A 26250-nucleotide genomic window follows, 5' to 3' on the forward strand; every position below is an offset into this window, starting at 1 on the left:
TCAGAAAGGAGTAGATCGCAGAAAAAAATTACGCCAGATTCCGCCTGGATAATTGCTGAAAACACACTATTTACGTTACTGTAGCGCCGATTAATTGATATCAGGAAAATATATGCGCACTCGCACGCTGGCAGATCTGGACCGCGTTGTCGCTCTCGGCGGAGGGCATGGATTGGGACGCGTTCTCTCCTCTCTTTCCCCTTTAGGTTCACGCCTGACGGGGATCGTCACCACGACCGATAACGGCGGGTCGACAGGTCGTATTCGTCGCTCTGAAGGAGGCATTGCCTGGGGAGACATGCGTAACTGTCTGAACCAGTTAATTACTCAACCCAGCGTTGCATCCGCCATGTTTGAGTATCGTTTTGGCGGTAATGGTGAGCTTTCCGGGCATAACCTCGGAAATCTGATGTTAAAGGCGCTCGATCACCTCAGTGTGCGGCCTCTGGAAGCCATCAATTTAATTCGTAGTCTGCTGAAAGTTGACGCGCATTTAATTCCGATGTCGGAGCTGCCGGTGGATCTGATGGCTATCGACGATCAGGGACATGAAGTCTATGGCGAAGTGAATATCGATCAGCTCACCATCCCGCCTCAGGAACTGATGCTGTCGCCAAAAGTCCCCACCACGCGGGAGGCAGTTGAAGCTATCGCCGAAGCGGATTTGATTTTGATCGGACCCGGCAGTTTTTACACCAGCCTGATGCCGCTCCTGCTGCTCGACGAATTGGCGCAGGCATTACGTCGCACACCTGCCCCGATGGTCTACATCGGCAATCTGGGTCGTGAGTTAAGCCTGCCAGCAGCCAGCCTGACGCTTAACGATAAGCTGGCAATCATTGAACAGTACGTTGGCAGGAAAGTGATTGATGCGGTGGTTGTGGGCCCGAAAGTGGATGTATCCACCGTTACCGACCGCGTTGTTATTCAGGAAGTGCTGGAAGCCAGCGACATTCCCTACCGTCATGACCGCCAGCTATTGCATTACGCGCTGGAGAAAGCGGTACAGGCGCTGGGGTAATCCCAAGTGCGTGATTAGCATACAATCCTCATCGTAATGAGGATTGTACTTGTGGCTTACTGCATTAACCTCTCAGCACAGGTACCTGCTCGGCGGATATTGGCTCTTCGTATCTTGTGCCAAAATTAGACCACCGGGCAAGAATGGCAAAGAATACGGCCATAACCAGGCAACTTAAATTGAACAAAACCCAGGGTGCATAATCCAGCGTCGCCACCCCCAGCGTCTTCGCCGTGAACATACCAGAAATTGTCCAAGGGAAAAGTCCTTCAAGTAGCGTGGCTCCAGACTCCATTGATCGGGACATATTAACCATATGCAATTTTTTGTTTTTAAAACAAGGATCATAAATATTCTTCACCAGAAAGAAACTGATGACTGCATTGCCAGTGCAGGCAACTAATAGAGAACTTGTGAACATTGTCGCCAACAGAGTACTGGTCACCGTTTTTAATTTCTGAACCAGTCGCCCAAGCAGTACATTAAGGCCACCAGAAACATCAAGTGCCGAAGCGAACATAAATGCACAAAGCATAACCACAATTGGGCTAACCATTGAATACATACCGCCACGATTAAGCAATATATTAATATTTTTAGTCGTAGATTCATTCATCGCGACATCTGAAAAATTGCTGATCATATTGGTATTAAAGCCATTAATCGATGCTTGAACGAGGTCCATCATGGTAAACGGCTGAAAAATTGCGCATATTGCCAGAGCAAAAAAAGAAGATGCGATCAAGACAATAATGGTATCCCATTTTTTTATCGCACCAATAAAGACCAGCAATGTCGGTAATATTAATAAGGGGTTAAGCCAGAATAATGAGTTTAGCGCTTTTTTCATGACCGGGATAGTATCTAGTTGGATTGAATTTACCACATTTAAATCTAACCCCGCGATATAAAACCCCAGGCAGGCAAACAAAAAAGCAGGAACCGATGTATACAACATATTTCTAATACTTTGATAAAGCTCAGCCCCCGCAGCTAACGCGGCCATGTTTGTGGTATCTGATAAAGGAGATAATTTATCACCAAAGTAGGCACCGGAGATAACGGCTCCAGCAGTAATCGGCAATGACACATTCATCGCCGCAGCAACGGCAACCAACGCCACACCAATTGTTCCTGCGGACCCCCATGAAGTGCCTGTAAATGTCGAGATGCAAACCGTCACTAAAAAAGCTGTAAGATATAAGTAAGCTGGGTTGATAATTTCCAGGCCATAATAGACCATTAACGGAATGGTACCACTAACCATCCAGCATCCAATCAACATACCGATCGACAGTAGAATTAACATTGCAGGGACGGCATCTTTTATTTTTTCTATAAAAGTCTGGAGAATTTCCTTCCAGCCCGCGCCATAGTATCTGGCAAAAAAACCTGTAATAATCGTAATAACAATTAAGATAAATTCAACTGGGTAATTTAAAACCCCAATACCTATAAAGAAAACCAGGAAAATAGCCACTAATAACATCAATGCTGCATAAAAGCTCGGTTGCTTATTTGTGCTTACCATGTTATTTTCCCGCTATTAATATGTTTTTATAGAATCAAACGCATTCTCTAAGTCCGCGATTAACATCTCTGGAGATTCCTGTCCAATTGAAATCCTAATTAAACCAGGCGCCATCCCATCTTTGCATATTACATCCTGGTTATAACCGCGATTTGGAGAAATAATCAGGCTTTCATATCCCCCCCAACTGCACCCCGGTTTGAAAATTCTACAACTATCAATAATGGCTTTAACTTTTTCAAAACTGCCATCTTTAAGTTCAAAACTAATGAGACCAGAAGTACCAAACATTTGTTGTGAAACAATTTCACGTTGTTTTGCATCAGCCATAAGGGGGTGACAGATATTCTCAACCTCTGCTCTGCTATTGAGAAAAGTAAGAATTGCATAGGTATTATTCTGATGTTGTCTCATGCGCAGCGGCAACGTTCGTAAACCGCGAATCACTAACCATGCACTATCCGGGGCCAGCACTGCGCCAAGAAGCTGATGTGAAAAATCACGAATAATATCAAGATAGACTTTTGCGCCTACCACAGCACCCGCCGTTAAATCACTGTGACCGCCGATATATTTAGTACAAGAGTGGAGCACTAAATCGAAACCAAGAGTCAATGGCTTTTGGAAGAGTGGCGTAGCCCAAGTATTATCAATGGCAGTAATAATATTATTCTCTTTCGCCAACCCTGCTATCATCTGCAGATCCACAACTCGCATGGTCATTGTTCCTGGGGATTCCGTGTATATCATACGAGTATTCGGCTTTATTTTCTGCCGAATATCCTCGACATCGCCACTGAGAACAATGTCATAGTCAATACCAAAGCGTTGTTGCATTTGCTTCACCAGCACAACTGTTGGACCATAAACATTATTCACCAGAATAATATGGTCGCCACTTTTCAGCAGGCCAAACAATGTTGCGCTTATCGCGCCCATGCCCGAGCCAAAAACTTTGCAGGCCGCGCCACGCTCCAACGCTGCCAGTTTATGCTCTAACAGTTCCGTTGTTGGGTTAAGCCCCCGGGAATAGATGTACCGTTCAGCTTCGTGCTGCATATCATCACAGTATTGCTGATAGCTCTGCTGCACAAACAGACTGGTTTTTACTAGCGGAGGGCTGACTGCACCAAAATTTTTCTGGTGTTGTTCACCAACGCCAGAACATATCATGGCGTCCTGAACGGCATAATCATTCTCAGCGTAATTGCATATTATCTCTTTCATAATTTTCCTTTATATTTTCGTCAGGGAAATTTCTATAACAGGACAATTATAAAAAAAAGGAACAATGACAGCCTTTTGCTTGCTGCCAAAATGCTGAAAGAATCGTCAGGAATGTAAAGAATAAAACGATGAGGTTCACAAAGCTGAAAAACAAAAATCAATTCAGCAAAGAATCAATTAGAGTGAGTGCATTAATTTTAAGAATAATAAATGGCAATAGAAAAACGAATAATATAATTATAAATGATAATACATTCTGTATTTTTCCAATCGCCATGGCATTTACGCGATGGCGAATTGGAAAGTGGAAACAATCTTACGATGCCGCGATAAACAACTCGCGCAGCTGATGCAACTGGTCGCGGATCGTTGCAGCCTCTTCAAATTCAAGATTCTGCGCATGCTGCATCATCTGCCCTTCCAGCTCATGAATCTTCTGCTGCAGCGCTTTTGGCGTCATATCCAGTTCGACAATTTCAGACTTCGCACCTGCGCGTGACTTCCCTTTGCCTTTCGCCTTAGTCTTCGCAATATTCTGACCCAGCGCCAGAATATCGACCACTTTCTTGTTCAGCCCCTGCGGCGTAATACCGTGTTCTTCGTTGTAGAGCTGCTGTTTCTCACGACGGCGTTCAGTTTCCCCTATCGCCTTAGCCATTGAGGCGGTAATTTTGTCGCCGTAGAGAATAGCCTTCCCGTTGATATTACGCGCCGCACGGCCGATGGTCTGAATAAGCGAACGTTCAGAACGCAGGAACCCTTCTTTGTCTGCGTCCAGAATCGCCACCAGTGAGACCTCAGGCATGTCCAGACCCTCACGTAACAGGTTGATACCCACCAGCACGTCAAACTCGCCCAGACGCAGGTCACGAATGATTTCCATACGTTCCACGGTATCGATGTCTGAGTGCAGATAGCGCACCCGCTCACCGTGCTCTTCAAGGTATTCGGTGAGATCCTCTGCCATCCGTTTCGTGAGCGTAGTGACCAGCACACGTTCGTTAATCGCCGCACGGATGCGGATCTCAGACAGCAGATCGTCAACCTGCGTCGCCACCGGGCGTACCTCAATGATTGGATCCAGCAGGCCGGTCGGTCGTACTACCTGATCGACGACGTCATCACCGGATTTCTCCAGCTCATAGTTGCCCGGCGTCGCTGAGACGTAGATGGTCTGCGGGGCCAGCGCTTCAAACTCTTCAAATTTAAGCGGACGGTTATCCAGAGCCGACGGCAGACGGAATCCGTATTCGACCAGAGTCTCTTTACGCGCCCGGTCACCACGATACATACCGCCAATTTGCGGGATAGTGACGTGGGATTCATCCACCACCAGCAGGCCGTCGGCAGGCAGGTAATCAAACAGCGTCGGCGGCGGCTCGCCGGGGCCACGCCCGGACAGATAGCGGGAGTAGTTTTCAATCCCCGAGCAGTAACCCAGCTCGTTCATCATTTCCAGATCGAACTGCGTACGCTGACTTAGCCGCTGTTCTTCCAGCAGTTTGTTATTTGCCAGCAGGACATTACGCCGCTCTGCCAGCTCAACTTTGATTTCTTCCATCGCCTGCACGATACGTTCGCGCGGCGTCACGTAGTGCGTTTTAGGATAGATGGTGTAGCGCGAAATCGTGGATTCAACCTGCCCGGTAAGCGGGTCAAACAGCGATAAACGTTCGACCTCTTCATCAAACAGTTCCACGCGCAGCGCAATGTCGTCGGATTCAGCCGGGAAAATGTCGATCACTTCACCACGCACGCGGAAGGTTCCGCGCTGAAATGCCTGATCGTTGCGGGTATATTGCAGTTCCGCCAGGCGGCGCAGGATCGCACGCTGGTCGATAATCATCCCCACCGTCAGGTGCAGCATCATTTTCAGATACAGATCCGGATCGCCCAAACCATAGATAGCGGAAACTGACGCAACGACGACGACATCCCGACGTTCCAGCAGCGCTTTGGTCGCCGACAGACGCATCTGCTCAATATGTTCGTTAACCGAGGCATCCTTCTCGATGAAGGTATCAGAACTTGGTACGTAGGCTTCCGGTTGATAATAGTCGTAGTAGGAGACGAAATACTCCACCGCGTTATCCGGGAAGAACTCTTTCATCTCACCGTACAGCTGCGCGGCCAGCGTCTTATTGGGAGCCAGCACCATGGTAGGCCGCTGCAAGTCCGCAATTACGTTAGCGATGGTGAATGTCTTCCCCGAGCCCGTCACCCCCAGCAGCGTCTGATGCGCCAGACCATCCTCCAGCCCGTCTTCCAGACGGCGAATAGCCTCAGGCTGATCGCCAGAGGGTTTAAAAGCGGAATTTAGTTTGAACGGTTTACTCATGAGCAGCTACCTGAAGCAATGGGCGGGCAGGTGTGTAATTTTACTCGCAGTCGTATATTTTGCCAGTAAAATATACTGGATGAAAAAACAGTAACGCACCAGAATATTTCTGATACGCCATCAGAATGACCGTGACCGCAGGCTAAAATTTGGCCTCTGACAAGATAAAACACCAGCAAAAACGTGTTATCCCCAAAGCAATGACTTTTTTAACATTTGTCAAGCCGCCCGATGAAAGTTTTGTGGCAACGCATGACACTTCTGCGACAGCCATTGATTTTATCTAACATTCTGTAATTTAATGACTATTATCCCGAGCCGTCTTTCGCATCAATTTAGTCGCAGGCCGCGTCTTCTCTCGCTTACATTGTGTTTTCTAACTCTAATACACAAGGTTATCCACAGGAATAGTGGATAACTGCCTCCAGCCCGTATGGACTGTAGCCTGGCAAAAACGCCCTCACTCCCTTTTCCGGAGGGATAAAAAAAATTTATCGCTATTTTTTGATATTTATCAGCTAACGAAGCGGCCTGGAATGGCCGGGATCTTGCTCGCATTTTCATCATTTTCTTGCCTGCACCATTACGACACCGCCAGGCACTGGCAATGTGCACAAAACAACGCCAGCTCTCCGGCCAGCCAGACATCACCGCCTGCGCGGCACACTCTCCTGCTGTTTTTTGACCCCAATCCCTCTTCTGGCAAGAGAATTGCAATTTTCTTCCGACGACCTGTACGTGGGGCGGATAGCATCATGCTGGAGGAATCTATGTTGAGTCTTCGCGCAGTGAATCATTATTACGGTAATCAACACTCCCTATGGGATGTGGATCTCGACCTGCTGCCCGGTAAATGTACCGGTGTGCTGGGGCTTCCAGGAATGGGAAAGACTACGCTGACCAATTGCATTATCGGCAATTTACCGATCGAAAGCGGCACCATGTTCTGGCATCAGGCTGGCGCACCGCCGCGCGACCTGAGTCCCATTCCGGCGGCAAATCGCATCGCGCTGGGCATTAACTACGTTTCACAAGAGAGACGGATTTTTTCGCAATTGACGGTAGAGGAAAATCTGCATATTGCGCGCCAGGCGGTTGAGGAAAGCGAAACGATGAACAGCAGTGATATTTACCGCCTGTTTCCACAGTTGTTCGTACTGCGTCAGGCCAAAGGGGCGGCATTATCGGAAGATGATCAGCACCAGCTTGCGCTCGCCAGCGCGCTGGTCACACGCCCGCGCCTGCTGATCCTCGATGAGCCCACGCGGGGAAGTGGCCAGGCATATATCCACAAGCTGGGGAACCTGGTGGTAAGGTTAAGCCAGGAGCTCGGCATCGCCATAATGCTCGCGGAGCAGAGCCTGCCGTTTATTCGTCGGGTTGCTGACTGCTACTGCCTGTTACACCGTGGGCGCAACGTGGCTCAGGGGCAAATCACACAGCTCAGCAACCCGCTAATCAACGATTGGGTGACGCCACAGACAAAACGCTAAGATCGATATAACGTCCTGTAGATGCCCGCTCCGGCTCTTCTGCCAGCCAGGGAATTTCTCCCAGCAGCGGAGCCGCAAGCACACGCCTGAGCGTTGCCATATATTCAGCATGACGCTTGCCAGGTGGCGTCACATCATTGGCGACCCATCCGGCAAGCGTCAGTCCGGCCTGCTGCACCGCCTGGGCGGTCAGCATAGCGTGGTTGATGCAGCCGAGCTTAACGCCAACCACCAGAATAACCGGCAGCTGCTCTGTTTTCACCCAATCAGCAAAACTCAGCGTTGGCGAAAGCGGCGTAAACCACCCGCCGGCACCTTCCACCAGCACCCAGTCAGCCTGTTGTTCCAGCGCGCGTAAACCCGCAGACATTACTGAGGCCTGAATGGGGCGACCTTCGTCCGCGCTGATGATATGCGGTGAGGTAGGTTCCGCGAAGGTATAGGGGTTGATAGCCGCATAGTCCACCGTCACAACACTGTTGCGCTGTAATGCCAGGGCATCGCTATTGCGCAGACCTTCAACCGTCATTTCACTGCCCGACGCCACTGGCTTATAGCCGACGGTTCGCAATCCCCTCTGCCCCGCCGCCTGTAGCAACGCGCAGCTGGCGATAGTTTTCCCCACTTCGGTATCCGTCCCGGTGACAAAAAAAGTGTTAGTCACGTTGAATCACTCCCAAAAATAGATGATAGGTCAGCGGATATTTCCCCTGCTGGCAGGGCCAGGCTAGCTGTAGCTGGCGCAGCTGTGAGCGGGTGAGAACGCGCGGCTCGCGGCCATCATGCAAATGCGTCGCGCCAATGCCCTTCAGCGAGCGCATGGCGCTCAGCGCATCGTCAAACCACAGCGTGACGGCATGAGACTGGTATTCAACGTCCCACCCATGCAGGGCGTTTTCCAGTTGATCCACGGGCAAAAAACGATTGGCGTGCTCCCGCTCATCAACCGCTCGCCACGCCTGACGAAGTTCCGGCATTGACCCCTGCGCCAGGGTACTAAACGCCACCGTCCCGCCAGGACGCACCACCCGGTAAAGCTCACGTAACGCGCCGCGAAGGTCACTGCACCACTGTACGGCCAGATTGCTCCAGGCCAGATCGAAAGTAGCAGCAGCCTGCGGAATGGCTTCAATATCCGCCAGCAAATAGCGGTGGGCGACATCGTGACGCTGTGCTTCAGTCAGCATTTGCGCCGACAGATCCAGCGCGCAGACCTCGCTCCCCTGCTCCCGCCAGTAACGGCTCATACGCCCGGGTCCGCAGCCCGCATCTAAAACCTGAGAGAATGCCCGACCATCGAGTCGCGCCAGTAACGCATCGGCGCTCTGACGCTGGAGTTCCGCGTGTTGCTCATAGTGAGTAGCCGCGCGACCAAACGCGGCAGCAATCGCCTGCTTATTGACCTGCGCCATGCAGCACCTCCAGTAAGCGATCGATATCCTGGACTTCATGCGCCTGGGTCAGCGTAAGCCGCAGCCTGGCCGTACCAACCGGCACCGTCGGTGGGCGAATAGCCGTCACCCAGCATCCCTGTTGACGTAATGCCTCCGCCAGTTGCAAGGCTTTATGATTGTCGCCCACGATCAGCGGCTGAATGGCGCTGTCTGACTGCGCCAGCGTTAAGTCCGGCATATTCACCCCAGCGCGAAAACGCTGGATCAGCATCGCCAGTTTTTCTCTGCGCTCATCGCCTTCGCGGCTGCGGATCACCTCCAGCGCGGCGCGCAAGGCCTGGGCCTGGGCCGGAGGCATACTGGTGCTGTAGATCAGATGACGGGCAAACTGCAGCAGATAATCGGCCACGCTGTCTGAGCACAAGATTGCCGCGCCGCTGACGCCAAAACCTTTGCCAAACGTCACCACTAACAGCTCGGGTTTCACCTGCTGTCGGGAGCACGAACCGCGCCCTTCCTCACCGCTGACGCCAATCCCGTGCGCATCATCCACCAGCAACCACGCGCCCTGCTGCTCTGCCACCGCGTGAATTTCCGCCAGCGGTGCGCTATCGCCATCCATGCTGAACACCCCTTCAGTGACCACGAGTTGTTGCCCCGGACAGGGGGTGGTCAGCAGACGTTCCAGATGTTGGGGATCGTTATGGGTAAAGCGACGTAGCACGGCAGGGCTAAGGCTGGCAGCTTCCAGCAGTGAGGCATGGCTGAGCCGGTCAGCAACAATCCGGTCCTCTTTGCCCATCAGCGCGGCAATGACCGCCTGATTAGCGGCAAAACCGGAGATAAACAGCAGCGCCCGTGAATAGCCGAGCCATTGCGCCAGCTCATCTTCCAGCGCCTGATGAGCAACGGAATAACCGCTGACATGACCCGAGCCGCCGCTGCCGACGCCAAAACGCTCAGCGCCTTGCTGCCACGCGCAGATAATATGCGGATGGTGGCTTAAGCCAAGGTAGTCGTTGCTGGAAAAGTTCAGATACTGGCGACCGTCGGCCTGCAGCCAGCGACCGGCGCCCTGCGTCACCGCATAGCGCCGTCGCAACGCATCAGCACGACGACGCGCCGTTAACGCATCGTCTATTTTTTGCTGCCAGGTCATACGGTTGCCGCGTTGTAGTATTCGTCGGTATCCGGGGTACGCAGCGCCTGCTCCAGGCGTTGCTGCTGTTCGTTATCACCGGCCAGCACCGCCGTTTGCTGCGGATTGAGACCCAGTTTGCGAAACAACAGCAAATCCTTATCTTCGTTCGGGTTCGGCGTGGTCAGCAGTTTGCAGCCGTAGAAAATCGAGTTAGCCCCGGCCATAAAGCACATCGCCTGGGTTTGTTCGTTCATTTGCTCGCGTCCGGCTGAAAGACGGACATATGAAGTCGGCATCATGATCCGCGCCACGGCGATAGTACGAATAAAATCAAAGGCATCCACATCGTCGTTATCGGCAAGCGGCGTGCCTTTCACTTTCACCAGCATGTTGATCGGCACGCTTTCTGGCGGCGTTGGCAGATTAGCTAATTGCAGCAACAGACCCGCGCGGTCGGTCACCGTTTCCCCCAGTCCCACAATCCCGCCGGAGCAGACTTTAATGCCCGCCTCACGCACTTTATCCAGCGTATCCAGGCGCTCCTGGTACGAACGGGTTGTGATGATATTGCCGTAGAATTCCGGCGAGGTGTCGAGGTTATGGTTGTAGTAGTCCAGACCCGCATTGGCCAGCCGCTGGGCCTGATTTTCGTTCAGCGTACCCAGCGTCATACACGCTTCCAGCCCCAGTTCTTTGACGCCCTGAACCATCTGTTCCAGGTAAGGCATGTCGCGTTCGTGTGGATTCTTCCACGCCGCACCCATGCAAAACCGCGTTGAACCGGCCTGTTTCGCTTTACGCGCAGAGTCCAGTACCTGTTCAACCTCCATCAAACGTTCCGTTTCCAGACCGGTTTTATAGCGGGAGCTTTGCGGGCAGTATTTGCAGTCTTCCGGGCAGGCACCGGTCTTAATCGACAGCAGCGTACTGACCTGAACCTGCCGCGGATCAAAGTGCTGACGGTGAACCTGCTGCGCTTCAAACAGCAGATCCAACAGCGGTTTTTCAAATAATTCGGTGACTTGCGACATTGTCCAGCGAGAAGAATGAGCCATATTGGTATACGTTTCGTTATGAGTTTGGTGTAGACTCGTAAACCTAAATCTTTTTAATTTGGTTTACAAGTCGATTATGACAACGGACGATCTTGCGTTTGACCAACGCCATATCTGGCACCCTTACACCTCCATGACCTCCCCGTTACCGGTTTATCCGGTGGCGCGTGCCGAAGGTTGCGAACTGATTTTAGCCAGCGGTGAGAGGCTGATAGACGGCATGTCGTCCTGGTGGGCGGCGATCCACGGTTACAATCACCCACAGCTGAACGCCGCGATGAAAACGCAGATTGATGCCATGTCACATGTGATGTTTGGCGGCATTACCCATGCCCCGGCCATTGCGTTGTGCCGCCAGTTGGTGGCGATGACGCCAGAGGCGCTGGAGTGCGTTTTTCTCGCGGATTCAGGTTCGGTCGCCGTAGAAGTAGCAATGAAAATGGCGCTGCAATACTGGCAGGCCAAAGGCGAATCCCGTCAGCGTTTCCTGACATTTCGAAACGGTTATCACGGCGATACCTTCGGCGCGATGTCGGTCTGCGATCCCGACAACTCGATGCACAGTCTGTGGAAGGGTTATCTGCCGGAGAACCTGTTTGCGCCCGCCCCGCAAAGCCGCATGGACGGCGAGTGGGACGAACTGGATATGGTGCCTTTTGCCCGCCTGATGGCCGCGCATCGCCACGAGATTGCGGCGGTGATCCTTGAGCCGATTGTGCAGGGCGCTGGCGGCATGCGCATGTATCATCCCGAATGGTTAAAGCGCATCCGTAAGATGTGCGACCGTGAAGGGATCCTGCTGATTGCCGATGAAATCGCCACCGGATTTGGTCGTACAGGCAAGCTTTTTGCCTGTGAACACGCCAACATAACTCCGGACATTTTGTGCCTCGGCAAAGCGTTAACCGGCGGAACCATGACCCTTTCCGCCACCCTGACCACGCGTCAGGTCGCCGAAACCATCAGCAACGGTGAAGCCGGATGCTTCATGCACGGTCCAACCTTTATGGGTAATCCGCTGGCCTGCGCCGTCGCCTCCGCCAGCCTGTCGTTACTCGAAACCGGTGAGTGGCGCTCACAGGTAGCGGCTATTGAAGCGCAACTGCGGACAGAACTCGCCCCGGCGGCAGACTCCAGTTGGGTAGCCGACGTGCGCGTACTCGGCGCCATCGGTGTGATCGAAACCACGCATCCGGTGAATATGGCGGCGTTACAGAAGTTCTTTGTTGAACAGGGTGTGTGGGTACGACCGTTTGGCAAACTGATCTATCTGATGCCGCCGTACATTATTCAGCCCGATCAGTTACGTCGTCTGACCCAGGCCGTAAACGAGGCTGTGCGCAGTGCAACATTTTTTAGCGATTAATCAGCGCCCGGTCCGGACGTGGAAAAGTGAAACAGCCCGGATTATTCGATGACTGATGAAGTAACAATATTTAGACATGAAGGCCGGATTATTCCGGCCTTTTTTTATTTGCATCAAAGAAATTGTAAATCGTTTTATATCGATGCTGAGCAAAAATTGACGGGTGATTTAATAAGCGATAGCGTGAATTTGTCACGTAAGTGATTAAAGTGAAAGGATTTTATGAGATTTTCCTTAAATGGAGTTTTAAGAAAATGGCTATTCCAGCTTATTTATGGCTCAAAGATGACGGCGGCGCTGATATCAAAGGTTCCGTCGATGTTCATGGACGTGAAGGCAGTATCGAGATTTTAGGTCTGAATCATGGTGTATCGCTGCCAACAGACCCCGCCACAGGCAAAGCGACAGCAACACGTCAACATGCCCCATTCACATTTGACAAGGAAACTGATGCTTCAACACCTTATCTGTATAAGGCTGTAACCACAGGGCAAAAGCTCAAATTGGCAGAAGTGAAATTTTATCGCATCAATGATGCGGGTCAGGAAGTTGAATACTTCAGCATGATGATGGAAAACGTAACTGTAATCAGCATCGGCCCGGTTATGTATGACGTTAAATCGCAGTACGGTGAAAAGCGTAATCATCTGGACGTCGTGGAATTGATGTACGAGAAAATAACCTGGCGTTACGCGGACGGTAACATCATTCACTCGGACAGTTGGAAGGAACGCGTAACCGCGTAAGGAGACAGTCATGGCATGGAAATATGAGCAGAGCACTGGCAAATTATACAGCGGTTCTGAACTGGTGGAGACCGGCTACTCTGGCAATCTGACGAATAAGAACAACCCGGACCGGCAGCATGTCCGGAGTATGGGGCCGATCCCGCGTGGAACATATAGTATTAACGGACATTCATCCTCTAGAGGCCCTTATACTATCATTCTTGTGCAGACCTCTGGTGAATCTTTTGGTCGTACTGATTTCCGCATTCACGGAGAACGTGTGGGTATGCCAGCAGGATTCGCCTCAGCGGGCTGTATTATTATGTCCCTCTCAACGCGCCGCCGGATTTTACGTGAAGGCGGCCCGCTTGAGGTTGTACGATGAAACGGCTCGCATTATTGCTACTACTTCCGTTTATTGTGGCCACTTCAGCAGCTGGCGAAGTGAACTGGCCCGATGCGCTGAAAGGCGTGGCTGCGGGCGATCAAGCGTGGCTGAATAAAACGCCAGAACTCGCGGCTGCGGCAGATGTTAAGCAGGCCATTAAACTGGAAGATGCTTTATCTGCTGCCCTAACAGCAAATACAACCGGCGCTCTTGATGCGCTCAGCGTCATTGACGCGGGAAAATGGCCGCACATGATCGGGACTGATATTGTCTGCGGAGTGCCTGTTGAAGCTCCAGCAACCGTTGAGGATTTTTATCAGCAGACACGTCCTGCGTTGTTAAACACTGATAAGGGCGCTCGCTGCTTGTGGTTCCTCGAAGCAACATATGAGGAATGGAAAGCAGACAAAGCCCGTCAGGTTAAGTAAGATAATTAACCCGGTCAATATGGCCGGGTCTTTCTTCCGCTTCCCTTTGATTTTTCGTGCCGCAAGCGCTCAGGCGCTGAACCCTCTCAGCCGCTCCCTGAATACTCAACACCACACAATAACCGCTCATGCAGTGGGTTTAACCGACAGCACCGGCACGCCGCACACGTTCCGGCACCCAGTAAGGATTATTAAATGACATTTCCCGTCCCGACCGTTGCGGAAAGTACCGACCGCCAGTTACGCGATATTCAGAACGCGCTACCCGATGAGAACGCCGACACCAGCAGCGACAGCGACTACGCCGTCCGGGCTAATGCTGCATCAGGCGTGGCGGACGGTCTCTACGCCTATCAGGGCTGGATTATTCGCCAGATTTTCCCTGACACCGCCGAGAAGGAGTATCTGGAGTTTACTCGATGCCGCACTGGCTGGACTGGTCACCAGTGTGAATAAAGTACCCTACTTCACCGGAGAGGATAAGGCAGCGCTGGCTGATTTAACTTCTGTTGGTCGTGACATTATCAGCAAGAACGCTATTGCCGACATTCTCACATACCTTGGTTTGCACGAAACCGGATTTGCCACCCTTGATTGAACGCAAAACAGTCCAGAATATTTCGCCACGCTACATACGGTTTCTGGCTACACTTTTTGGCTAACGAGAGGAGTCAGCATGAAACTAATCAGTAACGATCTGCGCGATGGCGAAAAGCTTGCGCATCGCCACGTCTTTAACGGCATGGGGTATGACGGGGATAATATTTCCCCGCATCTGGCATGGGATGACGTGCCCGCAGGGACCAAAAGCTTTGTCGTGACCTGCTACGATCCTGATGCGCCAACCGGCTCCGGCTGGTGGCACTGGGTGGTGGTAAATATGCCAGCAGATACCCACGTACTCACGCAAGGCTTCGGCTCCGGGCTGGTTGCGCTGCCGGATGGGGTGATTCAGACCCGTACGGATTTTGGTAAAGCAGGTTATGGCGGTGCTGCGCCGCCGAAGGGTGAAACCCATCGTTATATCTTTACGGTTCACGCGCTGGATGTGGAGCGTATTGATGTCGATGAGGACGCCAGCGGCGCGATGGTTGGCTTTAACGTTCACTTCCACTCGCTCGCCAGCGCCTCGATTACGGCGATGTTCAGTTAAGCTGTCTTGTGCCGGATGTCGGCTTCGCCGCATCCGGCCTACTAAACAAGGCTTCTCTACAGAAATTCAGGCAACAATTTCAACAACGTCCCTTGGGCTAACAGTTCGGTTGCGCACTCAATATCCGGAGCAAAAAAGCGATCCTGCGTATAGTGGGCAACCTGCTCGCGCAGAGCCTGGCGCGCCTGCTCCAGCAGCGGGCTTGAGGTTAACCCTTCACGCAGGTCAATCCCCTGACACGCCGCCAGCCACTCCACGGCAATCACGCCGCGCGTATTCGCCGCCATCTCCCACAACCTGCGGCCCGCTGCCGGCGCCATAGACACATGATCTTCCTGGTTGGCGGAGGTCGGCAAGCTGTCCACGCTGTGCGGATGCGCCAGCGCTTTGTTCTCGCTCGCCAGCGCGGCCGCGGTTACCTGAGCAATCATAAAGCCGGAGTTCACCCCGCCGTTTTTCACCAGGAACGGCGGCAACTGCGACATATGTTTGTCCATCATCAGCGCAATGCGTCGCTCTGATAACGCCCCGATTTCCGCAATCGCCAGCGCCAGATTATCTGCCGCCATCGCCACCGGTTCAGCATGGAAGTTGCCGCCGGAAATGACATCGCCCTCTTCGGCAAACACCAGCGGGTTGTCGGAAACCGCGTTGGCTTCTACCAGCAAGACCTCCATTACCTGACGCATTTGCGTCAGGCACGCCCCCATCACCTGCGGCTGACAGCGCAAAGAATACGGATCCTGCACTTTTTCACAGTTATGATGCGACTGGGAAAGCGCGCTGGTGTCGGTCAACACGTGGCGGTACAGCGTTGCGGCATCAATCTGCCCACGCTGTCCTCGTGCGGCATGAATACGGGCATCAAACGGACGACGAGAGCCTAAAACGGCTTCGGTGGTCAGCGCCCCACACACCGTCGCAGACGCGAACAGCTCCTGGGCTTCAATTAACCCGCGCAGCGCAAAGGCTGTGGAAGCCTGGGTACCGTTGAGCAGCGCCAGCCCTTCTTTCGCCTCCAGCGTAATCGGCTCCAGCCCGGCCTTTTTCAGCGCTTCGGTCGCCGGAAGCCATTCCCCCTGCCAGCGCGCTTTACCTTCGCCCAGCAGCGTCAGAGACATATGCGCCAGCGGTGCCAGGTCGCCCGATGCGCCCACTGACCCTTTCGCCGGGATCAGCGGATACACCCCGGCATTCACCAGCGCAATCAGCGCTTCAATCACGCTGAGACGAATACCCGAAAAACCCCGCGCCAGGCTGTTGATTTTCAGCACCATAATCAGGCGAACCATCGCGTCATCGAGCGCCTCACCAACGCCTGCCGCATGGGAAAGCACCAGCGAACGCTGTAAATTCTGCAAATCTTCCGTGGCGATACGGGTCTGAGCCAGCAGGCCAAAGCCGGTATTAATGCCATACGCCGTACGGCCTTCAGCGACAATATTATTGACGCAGGCGACGCTTGCGTTGATAGCATCAATCGCCCCGGCATCCAGGCTCAGTTTGACCGGCTGCTGCCAGATGTCGCGTAGTTGCGCAAAGCTCAGATGACCCGGCGTTAATGTCATGGTGTTCATATCAGCGTTTCTCCTGCGTCGCCGCGACCATCGGCAAATTCAGCCCTTCTTCGACGGCGCATTCCACCGCAATGTCATACCCGGCGTCGGCGTGGCGCATCACCCCGGTAGCCGGATCGTTATGTAATACCCGGGCGATACGCGCTGCGGCTTCATCAGTGCCATCGCAAACAATCACCATCCCGGCATGCAGGGAGAAGCCCATTCCTACCCCACCACCGTGATGCAGTGACACCCAGGTTGCACCGCTGGCGGTGTTAAGCAGCGCGTTCAGCAGCGGCCAGTCGGATACTGCATCAGAACCGTCGCGCATGGCTTCGGTTTCGCGGTTCGGGCTGGCGACGGAGCCGGAATCCAGATGATCACGGCCAATAACAATCGGCGCAGACACTTCGCCGCTGCGCACCATTTCATTAAACGCCAGCCCCAGTTTTTGACGCCATTCCAGACCCACCCAGCAGATACGCGCCGGTAATCCCTGGAAGTTAATCCGCTCACGCGCCATATCCAGCCAGTGGTGCAGATGTTTATCGTCAGCCACGATCTCTTTCACTTTGGCATCCGTTTTATAAATATCCTGCGGATCGCCGGAAAGCGCCACCCAACGGAACGGGCCAATGCCGCGGCAGAACAGGGGGCGAATATAAGCAGGGACGAAACCGGGGAAATCAAAGGCGTTTTCCACGCCCATCTCTTTGGCCATCTGGCGAATGTTGTTGCCGTAATCAAACGTCGGCACGCCCATTTTGCTGAACGCCAGCATTGCCTCGACGTGCGTTGCCATTGAGCGTTTCGCCGCCTGTACCGTGCCCTGCGGATCGGACACCGCTTTCGCCTGATACGCTTCCCAGCTCCAGCCGGACGGCAGATAACCATGCAGCGGATCGTGGGCGCTGGTCTGGTCAGTGACCATATCCGGGCGCACACCGCGCTTCACCAGTTCCGGCACAACGTCGGCGGCGTTAGCGCATAGCGCAATGGAGACCGCTTTACCCTCACGGGTGTACTTTTCGATACGCGCCAGCGCGTCGTCAAGCGATGTCGCCTGCTCATCCACGTAGCGGGTACGCAGACGGAAATCGATCCGGCTTTGCTGGCACTCAATATTCAGCGAGCAAGCACCTGCCAGCGTTGCGGCTAACGGTTGCGCCCCACCCATGCCGCCCAGCCCGGCGGTCAGCACCCAGCGTCCGCTCAGGTTACCCTGATAATGCTGACGCCCGGCCTCAACGAAGGTTTCATAAGTCCCCTGCACGATGCCCTGGCTGCCGATGTAGATCCAGCTCCCGGCGGTCATCTGGCCATACATCGCCAGCCCTTTGGCGTCCAGCTCGTTGAAGTGTTCCCATGTAGCCCAATGTGGCACCAGGTTGGAGTTGGCAATCAGCACGCGCGGCGCATTGTCATGGGTTTTGAAAACGCCAACCGGTTTACCGGACTGGACCAGCAGGGTCTCATCGGTCTCCAGTTTGGTCAGCGCGTTGACGATGGCGTCATAACATTCCCAGTCCCGCGCGGCGCGACCAATCCCGCCGTATACCACTAGCTCATGCGGATTTTCCGCCACATCGGGATCCAGGTTGTTCATTAACATGCGCAGCGGCGCTTCGGTCAGCCAGCTTTTGGCCGTTAAGGTGGTGCCGCGTGGGGCACGAATATCCTGCTGACGGTACTTGCTATGAGACATGGTAGAGCACTCCTCGCGAACGATCGGACAGATAAGTAACATATACTTGTCTATACAAGTTGTCGCAAGCGTGCTTTTAACAAAAAAGATACAATTTTATTATACTGCGGCAGCAATCACGCTTTTCAGGACATAAACCGCCCTTGCAGGCGATAGCGGGACCCCGGGAAGAGCAAACGGGCATGAGAGACAATGGATGACGCAGACCAGGTTTTACGGCGGATCAGCAGACAGGGATCGTGTTCTTTGATATTCAGCAGCGCGCACTCTTCGGCACTGGCGCGTACCGCTTCAACAATATGCTCGCCTTCCGTTAAAGGGGCTATCAGCGACAGATACGCGTGCGGCGTAGTCTGGCTGTAATCCTGCGCCAGATACGCTGGCACAATTTCGGCATTCACGCAGCGATCTTCAATCTGCACCGGCAGTTCGTTCTCATAGTGCACCATGACAGAGTGAAAAATGGAGGTGCCTTCTTTGACGTTTAACACCAAAGCCTGCTGCGCGCTTGCCTGGGTTCGTTCCAGCGTGATCACCTCGCAGCGGTGGTGATGCTGACGGGCGTTGATTTCATCCGCGATGCTGCGAATTTCAAACAGCGCAGACTGGCCCTTCGGCTCGGCGACAAACGTCCCTACGCCCTGCAAACGAACCAGTAACCCTTCATCCGTTAACTCACGCAGCGCCCGGTTGATGGTCATGCGGCTGAAACCATACTGCGCCACCAGCTCCGCCTCAGAGGGAATGCGATCGTGAGGTTGCCAGATACCGCTGGCAATCTTTTCGCTGATCTCCTGTTTGACCTTTTCGTAAAAAGGTGCCGGAGCAGAACGGGATGGGAGCATGCGTAAGCCTTCCTTAAGCTGAGAATGTGAGTGGGTACAGTTTACAGACATTACCCAAAGCTGATAAGCGCAACGCCATCAGGTATATCAGTGCCACCAGTGCGCGATTTGCCAACCTAATCGCGCCGCAACGCGCGCCGCTCTGCCATCATCGTCAAAGCGTGGATTAAATTCAACCATATCCACCGCCTGCAGTTTACCGCTACGACACAGGGGTTCAATCAGATTCAGCAGCGTCGCCAACGGTACGCCCAGCGCAGCGGGCGCCGACACGCCGGGCATTTCCCATACCGGCAGCACGTCGAGATCGATAGTCAGATAGATAACATCCAGGTTGGCGACAAACTGCGCTAACTGCGCCTGCGCCGTTGCACAGTACAGATCTTCCACCACGGTCACACCGAGCCGTTGCGCCTCATCCCATAGCGCCTGGGTGTTTGCCGCCCGACTGACGCCGATACAGGCATAGTGAAATTCACGCTGCTGTTCATCGCAAAGCTGCGCCAGTTGGCGAAACGGTGTACCGGAAGTAGCCTGATCGGCATGGCGCAAATCGAGATGCGCATCGAAGTTGACGATCCCCACTTTCGCCTGTGGGAACGCATCCAGCACGCCTGCGCCGTGCGCAAATGCAGTTTCGTGTCCTCCCCCCAGAACGAAGGTACGCATATTCTCCTGCTGACAGCGCTGCACCGCATTGCGTAGCGCCTGCTGCGCGCCCTCAAGATCGGGGGCCTGGGCCACAATATTTCCCAGATCTACCAGCCGATGATGCCCATCGTGGCTGGCTAAATTCGCCAGCGCCTTGCGCAGCACATCGGGCGCTCCGGCGGCTCCCGTCCGGCCCTGATTACGTTTCACGCCTTCGTCGCAGGCAAACCCAAGCAGCGCTATCTGCTCGCGATACATTTCTGGGCTAAATGTCGGGCTCAGCGTGATAGTCTGAAACAGGCGCAGCGCATTCGGCGATTCGGCGCGGTCATCACGTCCCTGCCACAGCGCAGGTGAAACAGGTTGCCAGTGAGTCATACTATTTGTCCTTTGAATACGCGTTGGTAGAGCGGATTACGCCCCGGTTCATACAGGATCTCGACCGGGAGAGTTGCATCCCACACCACAAAATCGGCCACAAACCCGGCCTTCAATTGACCATGAGTGGCATGACGTCCCAGCGCCCGGGCCGCATGACGGGTTACGCCCGCCCATGCTTCTTCCGGCGTTAAGCCAAACTGAACGCAGGCCATATTCATCGCCCAGTGCAGGCTGATAAACGGGCTGGTACCCGGGTTAAAATCTGTCGCCACCGCCATCGGTACCTGATACTGACGCAGCAACGCCACCGGCGGACGCTGTTGCTCTTTAAGGAAATAGAATGCGCCGGGCAGCAGCACGCCGACCGTACCGCTTTGGCTCATCGCCGCCACGCCCGCTTCATCGAGATATTCAATATGATCGGCGGATAACCCGTGGTAGCGGCTTACCAGCTGTGCGCCACCCAGCAATGACAGCTGTTCAACATGGCCTTTAATCGGGATGCCCAACGCCTGCGCGGCCTGAAACACCCGCTCGCTCTGTGCCAACGAAAAACCCACGCTTTCACAAAACAGATCGACGGTCTCAAACAGCCCTTGTTCCCACAGCTGCGGCAAAATGGTCTCGCACACCAGCGTAATATAGCCGTCAGGATCATCCCGGTATTCTGCTGGAGTCGCATGGGCAGCCAACAGCGTGGGGCTTATTTCAATGATATTCTCCGCCGCCAGCGCCGCTGCCACACGCAATATTTTCTCTTCTGTCTGCAAATCCAGGCCGTAACCGGATTTTATTTCCAGCAACGTAACGCCTTCTTTGATCAGCTGTTCCATACGCTGATGCGCTAGATGTAAGAGTTGCTTATCACTGGCGCTGCGGGTTGCTGATACGGTGGCATTGATCCCCCCGCCCTGGGCGCTTATCTGCTGGTAGGAGACACCGTTTAGCCGCTGCTCCCATTCACCTGCGCGGTTTCCACCAAAGACCAGATGCGTATGACAGTCAATCAGGCCAGGTGTAATTAGCCTGCCCTGCATATCAAAGGTATTGTCATGTGTGAGATAGAGCGATGACTCCGGGACGATATCGCGAATCTTCCCCTCGCGGACGATCAGCGCATGACCCTCCACCAGCCCATACGGGGTGTTACGTTCGGGATCCATGGTCGCCAGACGAACATTGCGCCAGATAACATCATCAGGGAAGAATTGCTGCATTCGACTCACCACTTGTCATAGGTTGTATAGACATTTATTTTTGATTATACGGATGTTGTCAACCTGAAGGACCGTAATTGTTATGTATTTGTGATATACGGACTCTCCGCGCCGGGCATTACGGCGATAAAAACAACTTTTTACCTTTTAACCTTCCCGTTTCGCTCAACTTAGTATAAAAAAGCAGGCTTCAATGGATAACTTTCAAAGCCCGGAGCAACCTGTGAACATATCATCAGTTTCCCGTCTGGCGCTGGCAATGGCTTTTGGCGTGACGCTGACCGCCTGTAGCTCTACGCCGCCCGATCAAATTCCTTCCGATCAGACCGCGCCAGGTACCTCTTCGCGCCCGATCTTGTCGGCCAATGAGGCGAAAAACTTCGTTGCTGCGCACTATTTTTCCGCGCTGACGCCAAACACCGCGCCGTGGAGCCCTTCTGCTATTTCTCTGCCTGCACAGCCTGACTTCGTGGTTGGCCCGGCTGGGACTCAGGGCGTCACCCATACCAGCATTCAGGCTGCGGTTGATGCGGCAATCATCAAACGTACTAACAAACGTCAGTACATCGCGATTATGCCGGGCGAGTATCAGGGCACGGTATATATCCCGGCAGCAACGGGAAGTCTGACGCTGTACGGCATGGGCGAAAAACCGCTGGATGTAAAAATTGGCCAGGCTATTGATGGTGACATGAGCACCGCAGACTGGCGTCGTACGGTGAACCCGGGCGGTAAATACATGCCGGGTAAACCGGCGTGGTATATGTTTGATAATTGCCAGAACAAGCGCGGCACAAATATTGGCGTGATGTGTTCTGCCGTCGTCTGGTCGCAAAATAACGGTCTGCAATTGCAGAACCTGACCATCGAAAACAATCTGGGTGACAGCGTTGATGCGGGTAATCACCCGGCCGTTGCGCTACGTACCGATGGCGATAAAGTGCAGATCAATAAGGTCAACATCCTCGGTCGCCAGAATACGTTTTTCGTGACTAACAGCGGCGTACAAAACCGTCTGGAAAACGATCGTCAACCGCGTACTTTGGTAACCAACAGCTACATTGAAGGCGATGTGGATATTGTTTCCGGTCGCGGCGCCGTGGTGTTCGATAACACCGATTTCCGCGTTGTGAACTCCCGTACTCAGCAGGAAGCCTATGTGTTTGCACCCGCGACGCTGTCAAACATCTACTACGGCTTCCTCGCCACAAATAGCCGCTTCACGGCGAGTGGTGATGGCGTGGCACAGTTGGGCCGCTCGCTGGATGTCGATTCAAACACTAACGGTCAGGTCGTTATCCGCGACAGCGTGATCAACGAAGGCTTTAACATGGCAAAACCATGGGCTGACAGCGTTATCTCGAAGCGTCCTTTTGCCGGTAATACCGGTGCACAAGATGACAAAGGTGAAATCCAGCGCAACCTGAACGACACCAACTTCAACCGCATGTGGGAATACAACAACCGCGGTATCGGTAGCAAAGTGGTTGCCGAACCGAAGCAGTAAACGCCATTCCCTTATCCAGGCCCGGCAGACTCATACTCTGCCGGGCAGTATGCCGGGTGCTCATCCGGCATTCAACGCAGAATCAATACGCGTTCACCACGACCCACATCGGTCCCTGCCCCACTGCATAACGCCCCTTCTCTGCCAGCAGCCCCTGCTCGCCAGCAATCTCATACACCGCGATATGGTGCGATTTTTGCCCGGCAGCAATCAGGTATTTACCGCTGTGATCGATATTAAACCCGCGCGGCTGAGTTTCAGTAGGCTGGAAACCCTCTTTGGTCAGCACGCTGCCATCTTCAGACACGCTAAAGATCGTAATCAGGCTGGCGGTGCGGTCACAGGCGTACAGATGACGACCATCCGGTGTAATGTGAATATCCGCTGCCCAACGGGTATCAGTGAAATCAGCCGGCATCATATCCAGCGTCTGCACACACTCAATCTTGCCGTACGGATCTTTCAGCGCCCAGACGTCAACGGAGCTGTTCAGCTCATTCACACAGTAGGCAAATTGCTTATTCGGATGGAACGTCATATGACGCGGGCCCGCGCCTTCAACGGTGGTCACTTCAGCCGGTTCCTGCGCCACCAGATGTCCATCATCGCTTACCTCAAACAGACAGATACGATCCTGTTTCAACGCCGGAACCCACAGGATACGGTTATCCGGTGAGATGTTGGCCGAGTGGCAGCCGTCCAGACCTTCAACCACGTCAACCTGTTCCACCGGCAGGCCATCTTCCAGACGCGTGACGCTCACGCTCCCGGCGTTATAAGAGCCGACAAACACGAAACGTCCCTGATGATCGGTAGAAATATGCGTCGGGCTACCCGGCAGCGCAGACTCCGCCGCGAAGGTCAGCGCACCGTCATCAGGCGCAATGCGGTAAGCCAACACGCGAAACTCCGGGCGCACGCCAACATAGAGGTAGCGCTTATCCGGGCTGACGACCATCGGCTGTACCTGACCCGGCACATCAACCACCTGCGTCAGCGTCAAAGAACCATCATGATTCAGGCTCCAGACGTGGATTTGCTGACTTTCAGGGCTGGCGGTATAAACGGTTTGCTTCATGAATACTCCTTTGCTTTTTGGCAGGTGGCTGCAATTGCCTGACACACGCCTAAGGTAGACGCATTTAACGGTGAATGCTTAATTAAGGCGCAGAATTTTGTCCGGCTCCCGTCTCGGTGTACCATTCCAGCAGACAAAATTCTCAACCTTAATCTGGAAATAACTATGACCGCACGCGTGATTGCCCTGGATTTAGACGGTACCCTGTTGACTCCGAAAAAAACCTTACTGCCATCCTCTGTTGAAGCGCTCGCGCGCGCCAGAGAAGCAGGATACCAACTTATCATTGTCACAGGTCGCCATCACGTTGCTATTCATCCTTTTTATCAGGCACTGGCGCTCGATACACCTGCAATTTGCTGCAACGGCACCTACTTGTATGATTATCAGGCAAAAACGGTACTGGAATCCGATCCCCTTCCGGTAAACCAGGCATTACAGCTGATCGAAATGCTGGATGAACATCAGATCCACGGGCTGATGTATGTGGATGAGGCCATGCTGTATGAGCGCCCAACCGGGCATGTGGTGCGTACCGCTAACTGGGCACAAACCCTGCCGCCGGAACAGCGCCCGACCTTCACCCAGGTGCCTTCGCTGGCGCAGGCCGTACATGACGTTAACGCCGTCTGGAAATTTGCCCTCACCGACGAAGATATTCCGAAACTGCAGCAGTTTGGTAAGCATGTTGAACAACAGTTGGGGCTGGAGTGTGAATGGTCCTGGCACGATCAGGTCGACATAGCCCGTAAAGGCAACAGCAAAGGACGACGCCTTACCCAGTGGATTGAAGCACAGGGCGGGTCAATGGAAAACGTCATTGCCTTTGGTGACAACTTTAACGATATCAGCATGCTGGAAGCTGCAGGTACCGGCGTGGCGATGGGTAATGCGGACGACGCGGTCAAAGCCCGCGCCAACATCGTAATTGGTGACAACACCACCGACAGCATCGCGAAATTTATTTATTCCCACCTGCTGTAATCACGCGGTAATCGATACGCTCTTAATTTGCGCGTACAGCCACAGGCCAGGTTTGATACCCAGTTCATCCCTGGCCCACGGGCTGATCCTCGCCCACAGCGTTTTACCGCCCACTTCAAGCTGAACCTCCACCTGACCATTATCGTCATAGCACTGCGCGACTTTCGCCCGCAGCACGTTACGAATACTGGTCTGCTGCGGCGGTTGAAGCACCAGCGAAACATCAGATGCCTGAATACGAATACGCAGCGCAGTTTGCAGCGGTTGATCCAGCTTATTGACCCATAGATGCTGATCGCCAAGCGCCAGTGCAGTCATTGCGTAATGTGGATGATGTTCCAGCACGCTGACTTTCAGAATGCTGCTTTGCTGTTCCTTTGGTAGCCACGGGTGCATCACGCTGCTGCCCCAGACATCTTCCAGCGAACCGAACGCTTTGACCTGCCCGTTTTCCAGCACCATCACTTTGTCTGCCAGGTGCAAGATTTCATCGAGCGAGTGGCTGACGTACAGCATCGGAATATTAATTTCACGCGCCAGGCGTTGCAGGTAAGGCAACAGTTCACGCTTACGCGGGATATCCAGCGAGGCTAGCGGCTCATCAAGCAACAACAGTTCCGGCGCGGTAAGCAGCGCCCGACCGATGGCTACGCGCTGTTTTTCACCGCCAGAAAGCCCGCCGGGCAGACGGTCAAGCAGCGATTCAATGCCCAACAGGGCCACCAGCTTATCAAACTGTCCGGCCATACTTTTCGCCATACCGTAACGCAGGTTGCCGCGCACTTTATAATGCGGAAACAGGCGCGCATCCTGGAAAACATAGCCCACCCGGCGTTTTTCGGGCGTTAAACAGATACCGTTCTCGACGTCGTTCAAAACCCGTCCGTTAAGCACGATGCGCCCGGACTGCGGCTGCGTCAGGCCGCTGATGGCGTTAATCAGCGAGGTTTTACCCGCGCCGGAAACGCCAAAAATAGAGGTGATCCCACTGGCTGGCAGCGTTTCGTTGAGCGTCAGGCAATGCGTCCCCAGCGTTTGGGAGAAATTAAGTTCCAGCATG

Annotated in this window: 24 protein-coding genes and 1 pseudogene; 11 read left to right on the forward strand and 14 right to left on the reverse strand. The window is 53.6% G+C overall.

The window, feature by feature from the left end:
* Nucleotides 1–112: 112 nt before the first annotated feature.
* On the forward strand, nt 113–1021 hold the full coding sequence (yvcK, locus tag HV350_RS16410; RefSeq protein ID WP_016152345.1) for a uridine diphosphate-N-acetylglucosamine-binding protein YvcK: 909 nt from the start codon (nt 113–115) through the stop codon (nt 1019–1021).
* 64 nt (nt 1022–1085) lie between these two features.
* Here yvcK and nhaC read toward each other — a convergent pair whose 3' ends face one another.
* The 3 genes from nhaC to uvrB all read right to left on the reverse strand — a co-directional run bounded on the left by nhaC (nt 1086) and on the right by uvrB (nt 6117).
* Nucleotides 1086–2552: a Na+/H+ antiporter NhaC gene (gene nhaC / locus HV350_RS16415; RefSeq protein ID WP_181628924.1), complete on the reverse strand. Its 1467-nt coding sequence runs from the start codon at nt 2550–2552 to the stop codon at nt 1086–1088.
* 15 nt (nt 2553–2567) lie between these two features.
* The gene (locus tag HV350_RS16420) at nt 2568–3779 is read right to left on the reverse strand and encodes an aminotransferase class I/II-fold pyridoxal phosphate-dependent enzyme (protein WP_181628926.1); all 1212 of its coding nucleotides are present in this window, start codon (nt 3777–3779) and stop codon (nt 2568–2570) included.
* A gap of 316 nt (nt 3780–4095) precedes the next feature.
* A complete protein-coding gene (gene uvrB, locus HV350_RS16425) occupies nt 4096–6117 on the reverse strand; it encodes an excinuclease ABC subunit UvrB (RefSeq protein ID WP_181628928.1) in 2022 nt (673 codons plus the stop codon).
* Nucleotides 6118–6887: 770 nt separating this feature from the next.
* Between uvrB and HV350_RS16430 the strand changes: the two genes are divergently transcribed.
* Complete coding sequence (locus tag HV350_RS16430) at nt 6888–7610, forward strand: ATP-binding cassette domain-containing protein (protein ID WP_049282683.1); 723 nt, start codon at nt 6888–6890, stop codon at nt 7608–7610.
* On the opposite strand, the gene bioD is transcribed toward HV350_RS16430, so the two are convergent.
* Genes bioD through bioB form a run of 4 tightly spaced genes read right to left on the reverse strand, consistent with a single transcriptional unit; the run spans nt 7576 to nt 11200 of the window.
* Complete coding sequence (bioD, locus tag HV350_RS16435) at nt 7576–8274, reverse strand: dethiobiotin synthase (RefSeq protein ID WP_181628929.1); 699 nt, start codon at nt 8272–8274, stop codon at nt 7576–7578. The genes HV350_RS16430 and bioD overlap by 35 nt on opposite strands.
* The gene (gene bioC, locus HV350_RS16440; protein WP_016152341.1) at nt 8267–9022 is read right to left on the reverse strand and encodes a malonyl-ACP O-methyltransferase BioC; all 756 of its coding nucleotides are present in this window, start codon (nt 9020–9022) and stop codon (nt 8267–8269) included. The genes bioD and bioC overlap by 8 nt, the downstream gene beginning before the upstream one ends.
* Entirely contained in the window at nt 9006–10163 is a 1158-nt protein-coding gene (bioF, locus tag HV350_RS16445) for an 8-amino-7-oxononanoate synthase (protein ID WP_181546273.1), read from the reverse strand. The genes bioC and bioF overlap by 17 nt, the downstream gene beginning before the upstream one ends.
* Nucleotides 10160–11200, reverse strand: coding sequence for a biotin synthase BioB (gene bioB, locus HV350_RS16450; RefSeq protein WP_029139462.1), 1041 nt, complete (start codon nt 11198–11200; stop codon nt 10160–10162). The genes bioF and bioB overlap by 4 nt, the downstream gene beginning before the upstream one ends.
* A gap of 76 nt (nt 11201–11276) precedes the next feature.
* Between bioB and bioA the strand changes: the two genes are divergently transcribed.
* The 7 genes and pseudogenes from bioA (at nt 11277) to HV350_RS16485 (ending at nt 15263) form a co-directional block, all read left to right on the forward strand.
* Nucleotides 11277–12566, forward strand: coding sequence for an adenosylmethionine--8-amino-7-oxononanoate transaminase (bioA, locus tag HV350_RS16455; RefSeq protein WP_046274629.1), 1290 nt, complete (start codon nt 11277–11279; stop codon nt 12564–12566).
* A gap of 254 nt (nt 12567–12820) precedes the next feature.
* Entirely contained in the window at nt 12821–13312 is a 492-nt protein-coding gene (locus HV350_RS16460; RefSeq protein ID WP_047415235.1) for an Hcp family type VI secretion system effector, read from the forward strand.
* Between the two features lie 10 nt (nt 13313–13322).
* On the forward strand, nt 13323–13679 hold the full coding sequence (locus HV350_RS16465; RefSeq protein WP_181628931.1) for a tlde1 domain-containing protein: 357 nt from the start codon (nt 13323–13325) through the stop codon (nt 13677–13679).
* A complete protein-coding gene (locus HV350_RS16470; RefSeq protein WP_181628932.1) occupies nt 13676–14110 on the forward strand; it encodes a hypothetical protein in 435 nt (144 codons plus the stop codon). Before HV350_RS16465 ends, HV350_RS16470 begins: the two co-directional genes overlap by 4 nt.
* Nucleotides 14111–14305: 195 nt before the next feature.
* A complete protein-coding gene (locus HV350_RS16475) occupies nt 14306–14566 on the forward strand; it encodes a hypothetical protein (protein WP_181628934.1) in 261 nt (86 codons plus the stop codon).
* Nucleotides 14526–14687: pseudogene (locus HV350_RS16480) on the forward strand (phage tail protein); the annotation flags it as partial. The gene HV350_RS16475 and the pseudogene HV350_RS16480, both read left to right, overlap by 41 nt.
* A 99-nt stretch (nt 14688–14786) precedes the next feature.
* A complete protein-coding gene (locus tag HV350_RS16485) occupies nt 14787–15263 on the forward strand; it encodes a kinase inhibitor (RefSeq protein WP_181628935.1) in 477 nt (158 codons plus the stop codon).
* Nucleotides 15264–15319: 56 nt separating this feature from the next.
* Here HV350_RS16485 and hutH read toward each other — a convergent pair whose 3' ends face one another.
* From hutH to hutI, 5 genes are all read right to left on the reverse strand, one after another.
* Complete coding sequence (hutH, locus tag HV350_RS16490; protein ID WP_049043079.1) at nt 15320–16840, reverse strand: histidine ammonia-lyase; 1521 nt, start codon at nt 16838–16840, stop codon at nt 15320–15322.
* Nucleotide 16841: 1 nt separating this feature from the next.
* Entirely contained in the window at nt 16842–18527 is a 1686-nt protein-coding gene (gene hutU, locus HV350_RS16495; protein ID WP_181628937.1) for a urocanate hydratase, read from the reverse strand.
* Nucleotides 18528–18652: 125 nt separating this feature from the next.
* Entirely contained in the window at nt 18653–19372 is a 720-nt protein-coding gene (locus HV350_RS16500; RefSeq protein WP_047415225.1) for a histidine utilization repressor, read from the reverse strand.
* 87 nt (nt 19373–19459) lie between these two features.
* Nucleotides 19460–20401, reverse strand: coding sequence for a formimidoylglutamase (gene hutG, locus HV350_RS16505; RefSeq protein ID WP_103766055.1), 942 nt, complete (start codon nt 20399–20401; stop codon nt 19460–19462).
* Nucleotides 20398–21621: an imidazolonepropionase gene (gene hutI, locus HV350_RS16510; RefSeq protein ID WP_181628938.1), complete on the reverse strand. Its 1224-nt coding sequence runs from the start codon at nt 21619–21621 to the stop codon at nt 20398–20400. Before hutI ends, hutG begins: the two co-directional genes overlap by 4 nt.
* 223 nt (nt 21622–21844) lie before the next feature.
* Here hutI and HV350_RS16515 point away from each other — a divergent pair, with 223 nt between their 5' ends.
* A complete protein-coding gene (locus HV350_RS16515) occupies nt 21845–23128 on the forward strand; it encodes a putative acyl-CoA thioester hydrolase (RefSeq protein ID WP_029139460.1) in 1284 nt (427 codons plus the stop codon).
* Nucleotides 23129–23210: 82 nt separating this feature from the next.
* Here HV350_RS16515 and pgl read toward each other — a convergent pair whose 3' ends face one another.
* Entirely contained in the window at nt 23211–24206 is a 996-nt protein-coding gene (gene pgl, locus HV350_RS16520) for a 6-phosphogluconolactonase (protein ID WP_049042052.1), read from the reverse strand.
* A gap of 165 nt (nt 24207–24371) precedes the next feature.
* Between pgl and HV350_RS16525 the strand changes: the two genes are divergently transcribed.
* Entirely contained in the window at nt 24372–25190 is an 819-nt protein-coding gene (locus HV350_RS16525; RefSeq protein ID WP_181628940.1) for a pyridoxal phosphatase, read from the forward strand.
* Here HV350_RS16525 and modC read toward each other — a convergent pair whose 3' ends face one another.
* Nucleotides 25191–26249, reverse strand: coding sequence for a molybdenum ABC transporter ATP-binding protein ModC (gene modC / locus HV350_RS16530; protein ID WP_181628942.1), 1059 nt, complete (start codon nt 26247–26249; stop codon nt 25191–25193). It lies immediately after the preceding gene.
* Nucleotide 26250: the final 1 nt, after the last annotated feature.

Origin of the sequence: Citrobacter sp. RHBSTW-01013 (assembly GCF_013781985.1) — a bacterium.
Lineage (GTDB): Bacteria > Pseudomonadota > Gammaproteobacteria > Enterobacterales > Enterobacteriaceae > Citrobacter > Citrobacter braakii.

Excerpts from the sequence above, each read along its gene's own strand:
- hutI (WP_181628938.1), bottom strand. The coding sequence starts at position 21,621 with ATGCAGCAATTCTTCCCTGATGATGTTATCTGGCGCAATGTTCGTCTG.
- HV350_RS16470 (WP_181628932.1), top strand. The coding sequence starts at position 13,676 with ATGAAACGGCTCGCATTATTGCTACTACTTCCGTTTATTGTGGCCACT.
- HV350_RS16420 (WP_181628926.1), bottom strand. The coding sequence starts at position 3,779 with ATGAAAGAGATAATATGCAATTACGCTGAGAATGATTATGCCGTTCAG.
- modC (WP_181628942.1), bottom strand. The coding sequence starts at position 26,249 with ATGCTGGAACTTAATTTCTCCCAAACGCTGGGGACGCATTGCCTGACG.
- nhaC (WP_181628924.1), bottom strand. The coding sequence starts at position 2,552 with ATGGTAAGCACAAATAAGCAACCGAGCTTTTATGCAGCATTGATGTTA.
- HV350_RS16475 (WP_181628934.1), top strand. The coding sequence starts at position 14,306 with ATGACATTTCCCGTCCCGACCGTTGCGGAAAGTACCGACCGCCAGTTA.
- HV350_RS16525 (WP_181628940.1), top strand. The coding sequence starts at position 24,372 with ATGACCGCACGCGTGATTGCCCTGGATTTAGACGGTACCCTGTTGACT.
- yvcK (WP_016152345.1), top strand. The coding sequence starts at position 113 with ATGCGCACTCGCACGCTGGCAGATCTGGACCGCGTTGTCGCTCTCGGC.
- hutU (WP_181628937.1), bottom strand. The coding sequence starts at position 18,527 with ATGTCTCATAGCAAGTACCGTCAGCAGGATATTCGTGCCCCACGCGGC.
- pgl (WP_049042052.1), bottom strand. The coding sequence starts at position 24,206 with ATGAAGCAAACCGTTTATACCGCCAGCCCTGAAAGTCAGCAAATCCAC.
- HV350_RS16465 (WP_181628931.1), top strand. The coding sequence starts at position 13,323 with ATGGCATGGAAATATGAGCAGAGCACTGGCAAATTATACAGCGGTTCT.
- HV350_RS16460 (WP_047415235.1), top strand. The coding sequence starts at position 12,821 with ATGGCTATTCCAGCTTATTTATGGCTCAAAGATGACGGCGGCGCTGAT.
- HV350_RS16500 (WP_047415225.1), bottom strand. The coding sequence starts at position 19,372 with ATGCTCCCATCCCGTTCTGCTCCGGCACCTTTTTACGAAAAGGTCAAA.
- hutG (WP_103766055.1), bottom strand. The coding sequence starts at position 20,401 with ATGACTCACTGGCAACCTGTTTCACCTGCGCTGTGGCAGGGACGTGAT.
- bioA (WP_046274629.1), top strand. The coding sequence starts at position 11,277 with ATGACAACGGACGATCTTGCGTTTGACCAACGCCATATCTGGCACCCT.
- hutH (WP_049043079.1), bottom strand. The coding sequence starts at position 16,840 with ATGAACACCATGACATTAACGCCGGGTCATCTGAGCTTTGCGCAACTA.
- bioF (WP_181546273.1), bottom strand. The coding sequence starts at position 10,163 with ATGACCTGGCAGCAAAAAATAGACGATGCGTTAACGGCGCGTCGTCGT.
- HV350_RS16485 (WP_181628935.1), top strand. The coding sequence starts at position 14,787 with ATGAAACTAATCAGTAACGATCTGCGCGATGGCGAAAAGCTTGCGCAT.
- uvrB (WP_181628928.1), bottom strand. The coding sequence starts at position 6,117 with ATGAGTAAACCGTTCAAACTAAATTCCGCTTTTAAACCCTCTGGCGAT.
- bioC (WP_016152341.1), bottom strand. The coding sequence starts at position 9,022 with ATGGCGCAGGTCAATAAGCAGGCGATTGCTGCCGCGTTTGGTCGCGCG.
- bioB (WP_029139462.1), bottom strand. The coding sequence starts at position 11,200 with ATGGCTCATTCTTCTCGCTGGACAATGTCGCAAGTCACCGAATTATTT.
- HV350_RS16430 (WP_049282683.1), top strand. The coding sequence starts at position 6,888 with ATGTTGAGTCTTCGCGCAGTGAATCATTATTACGGTAATCAACACTCC.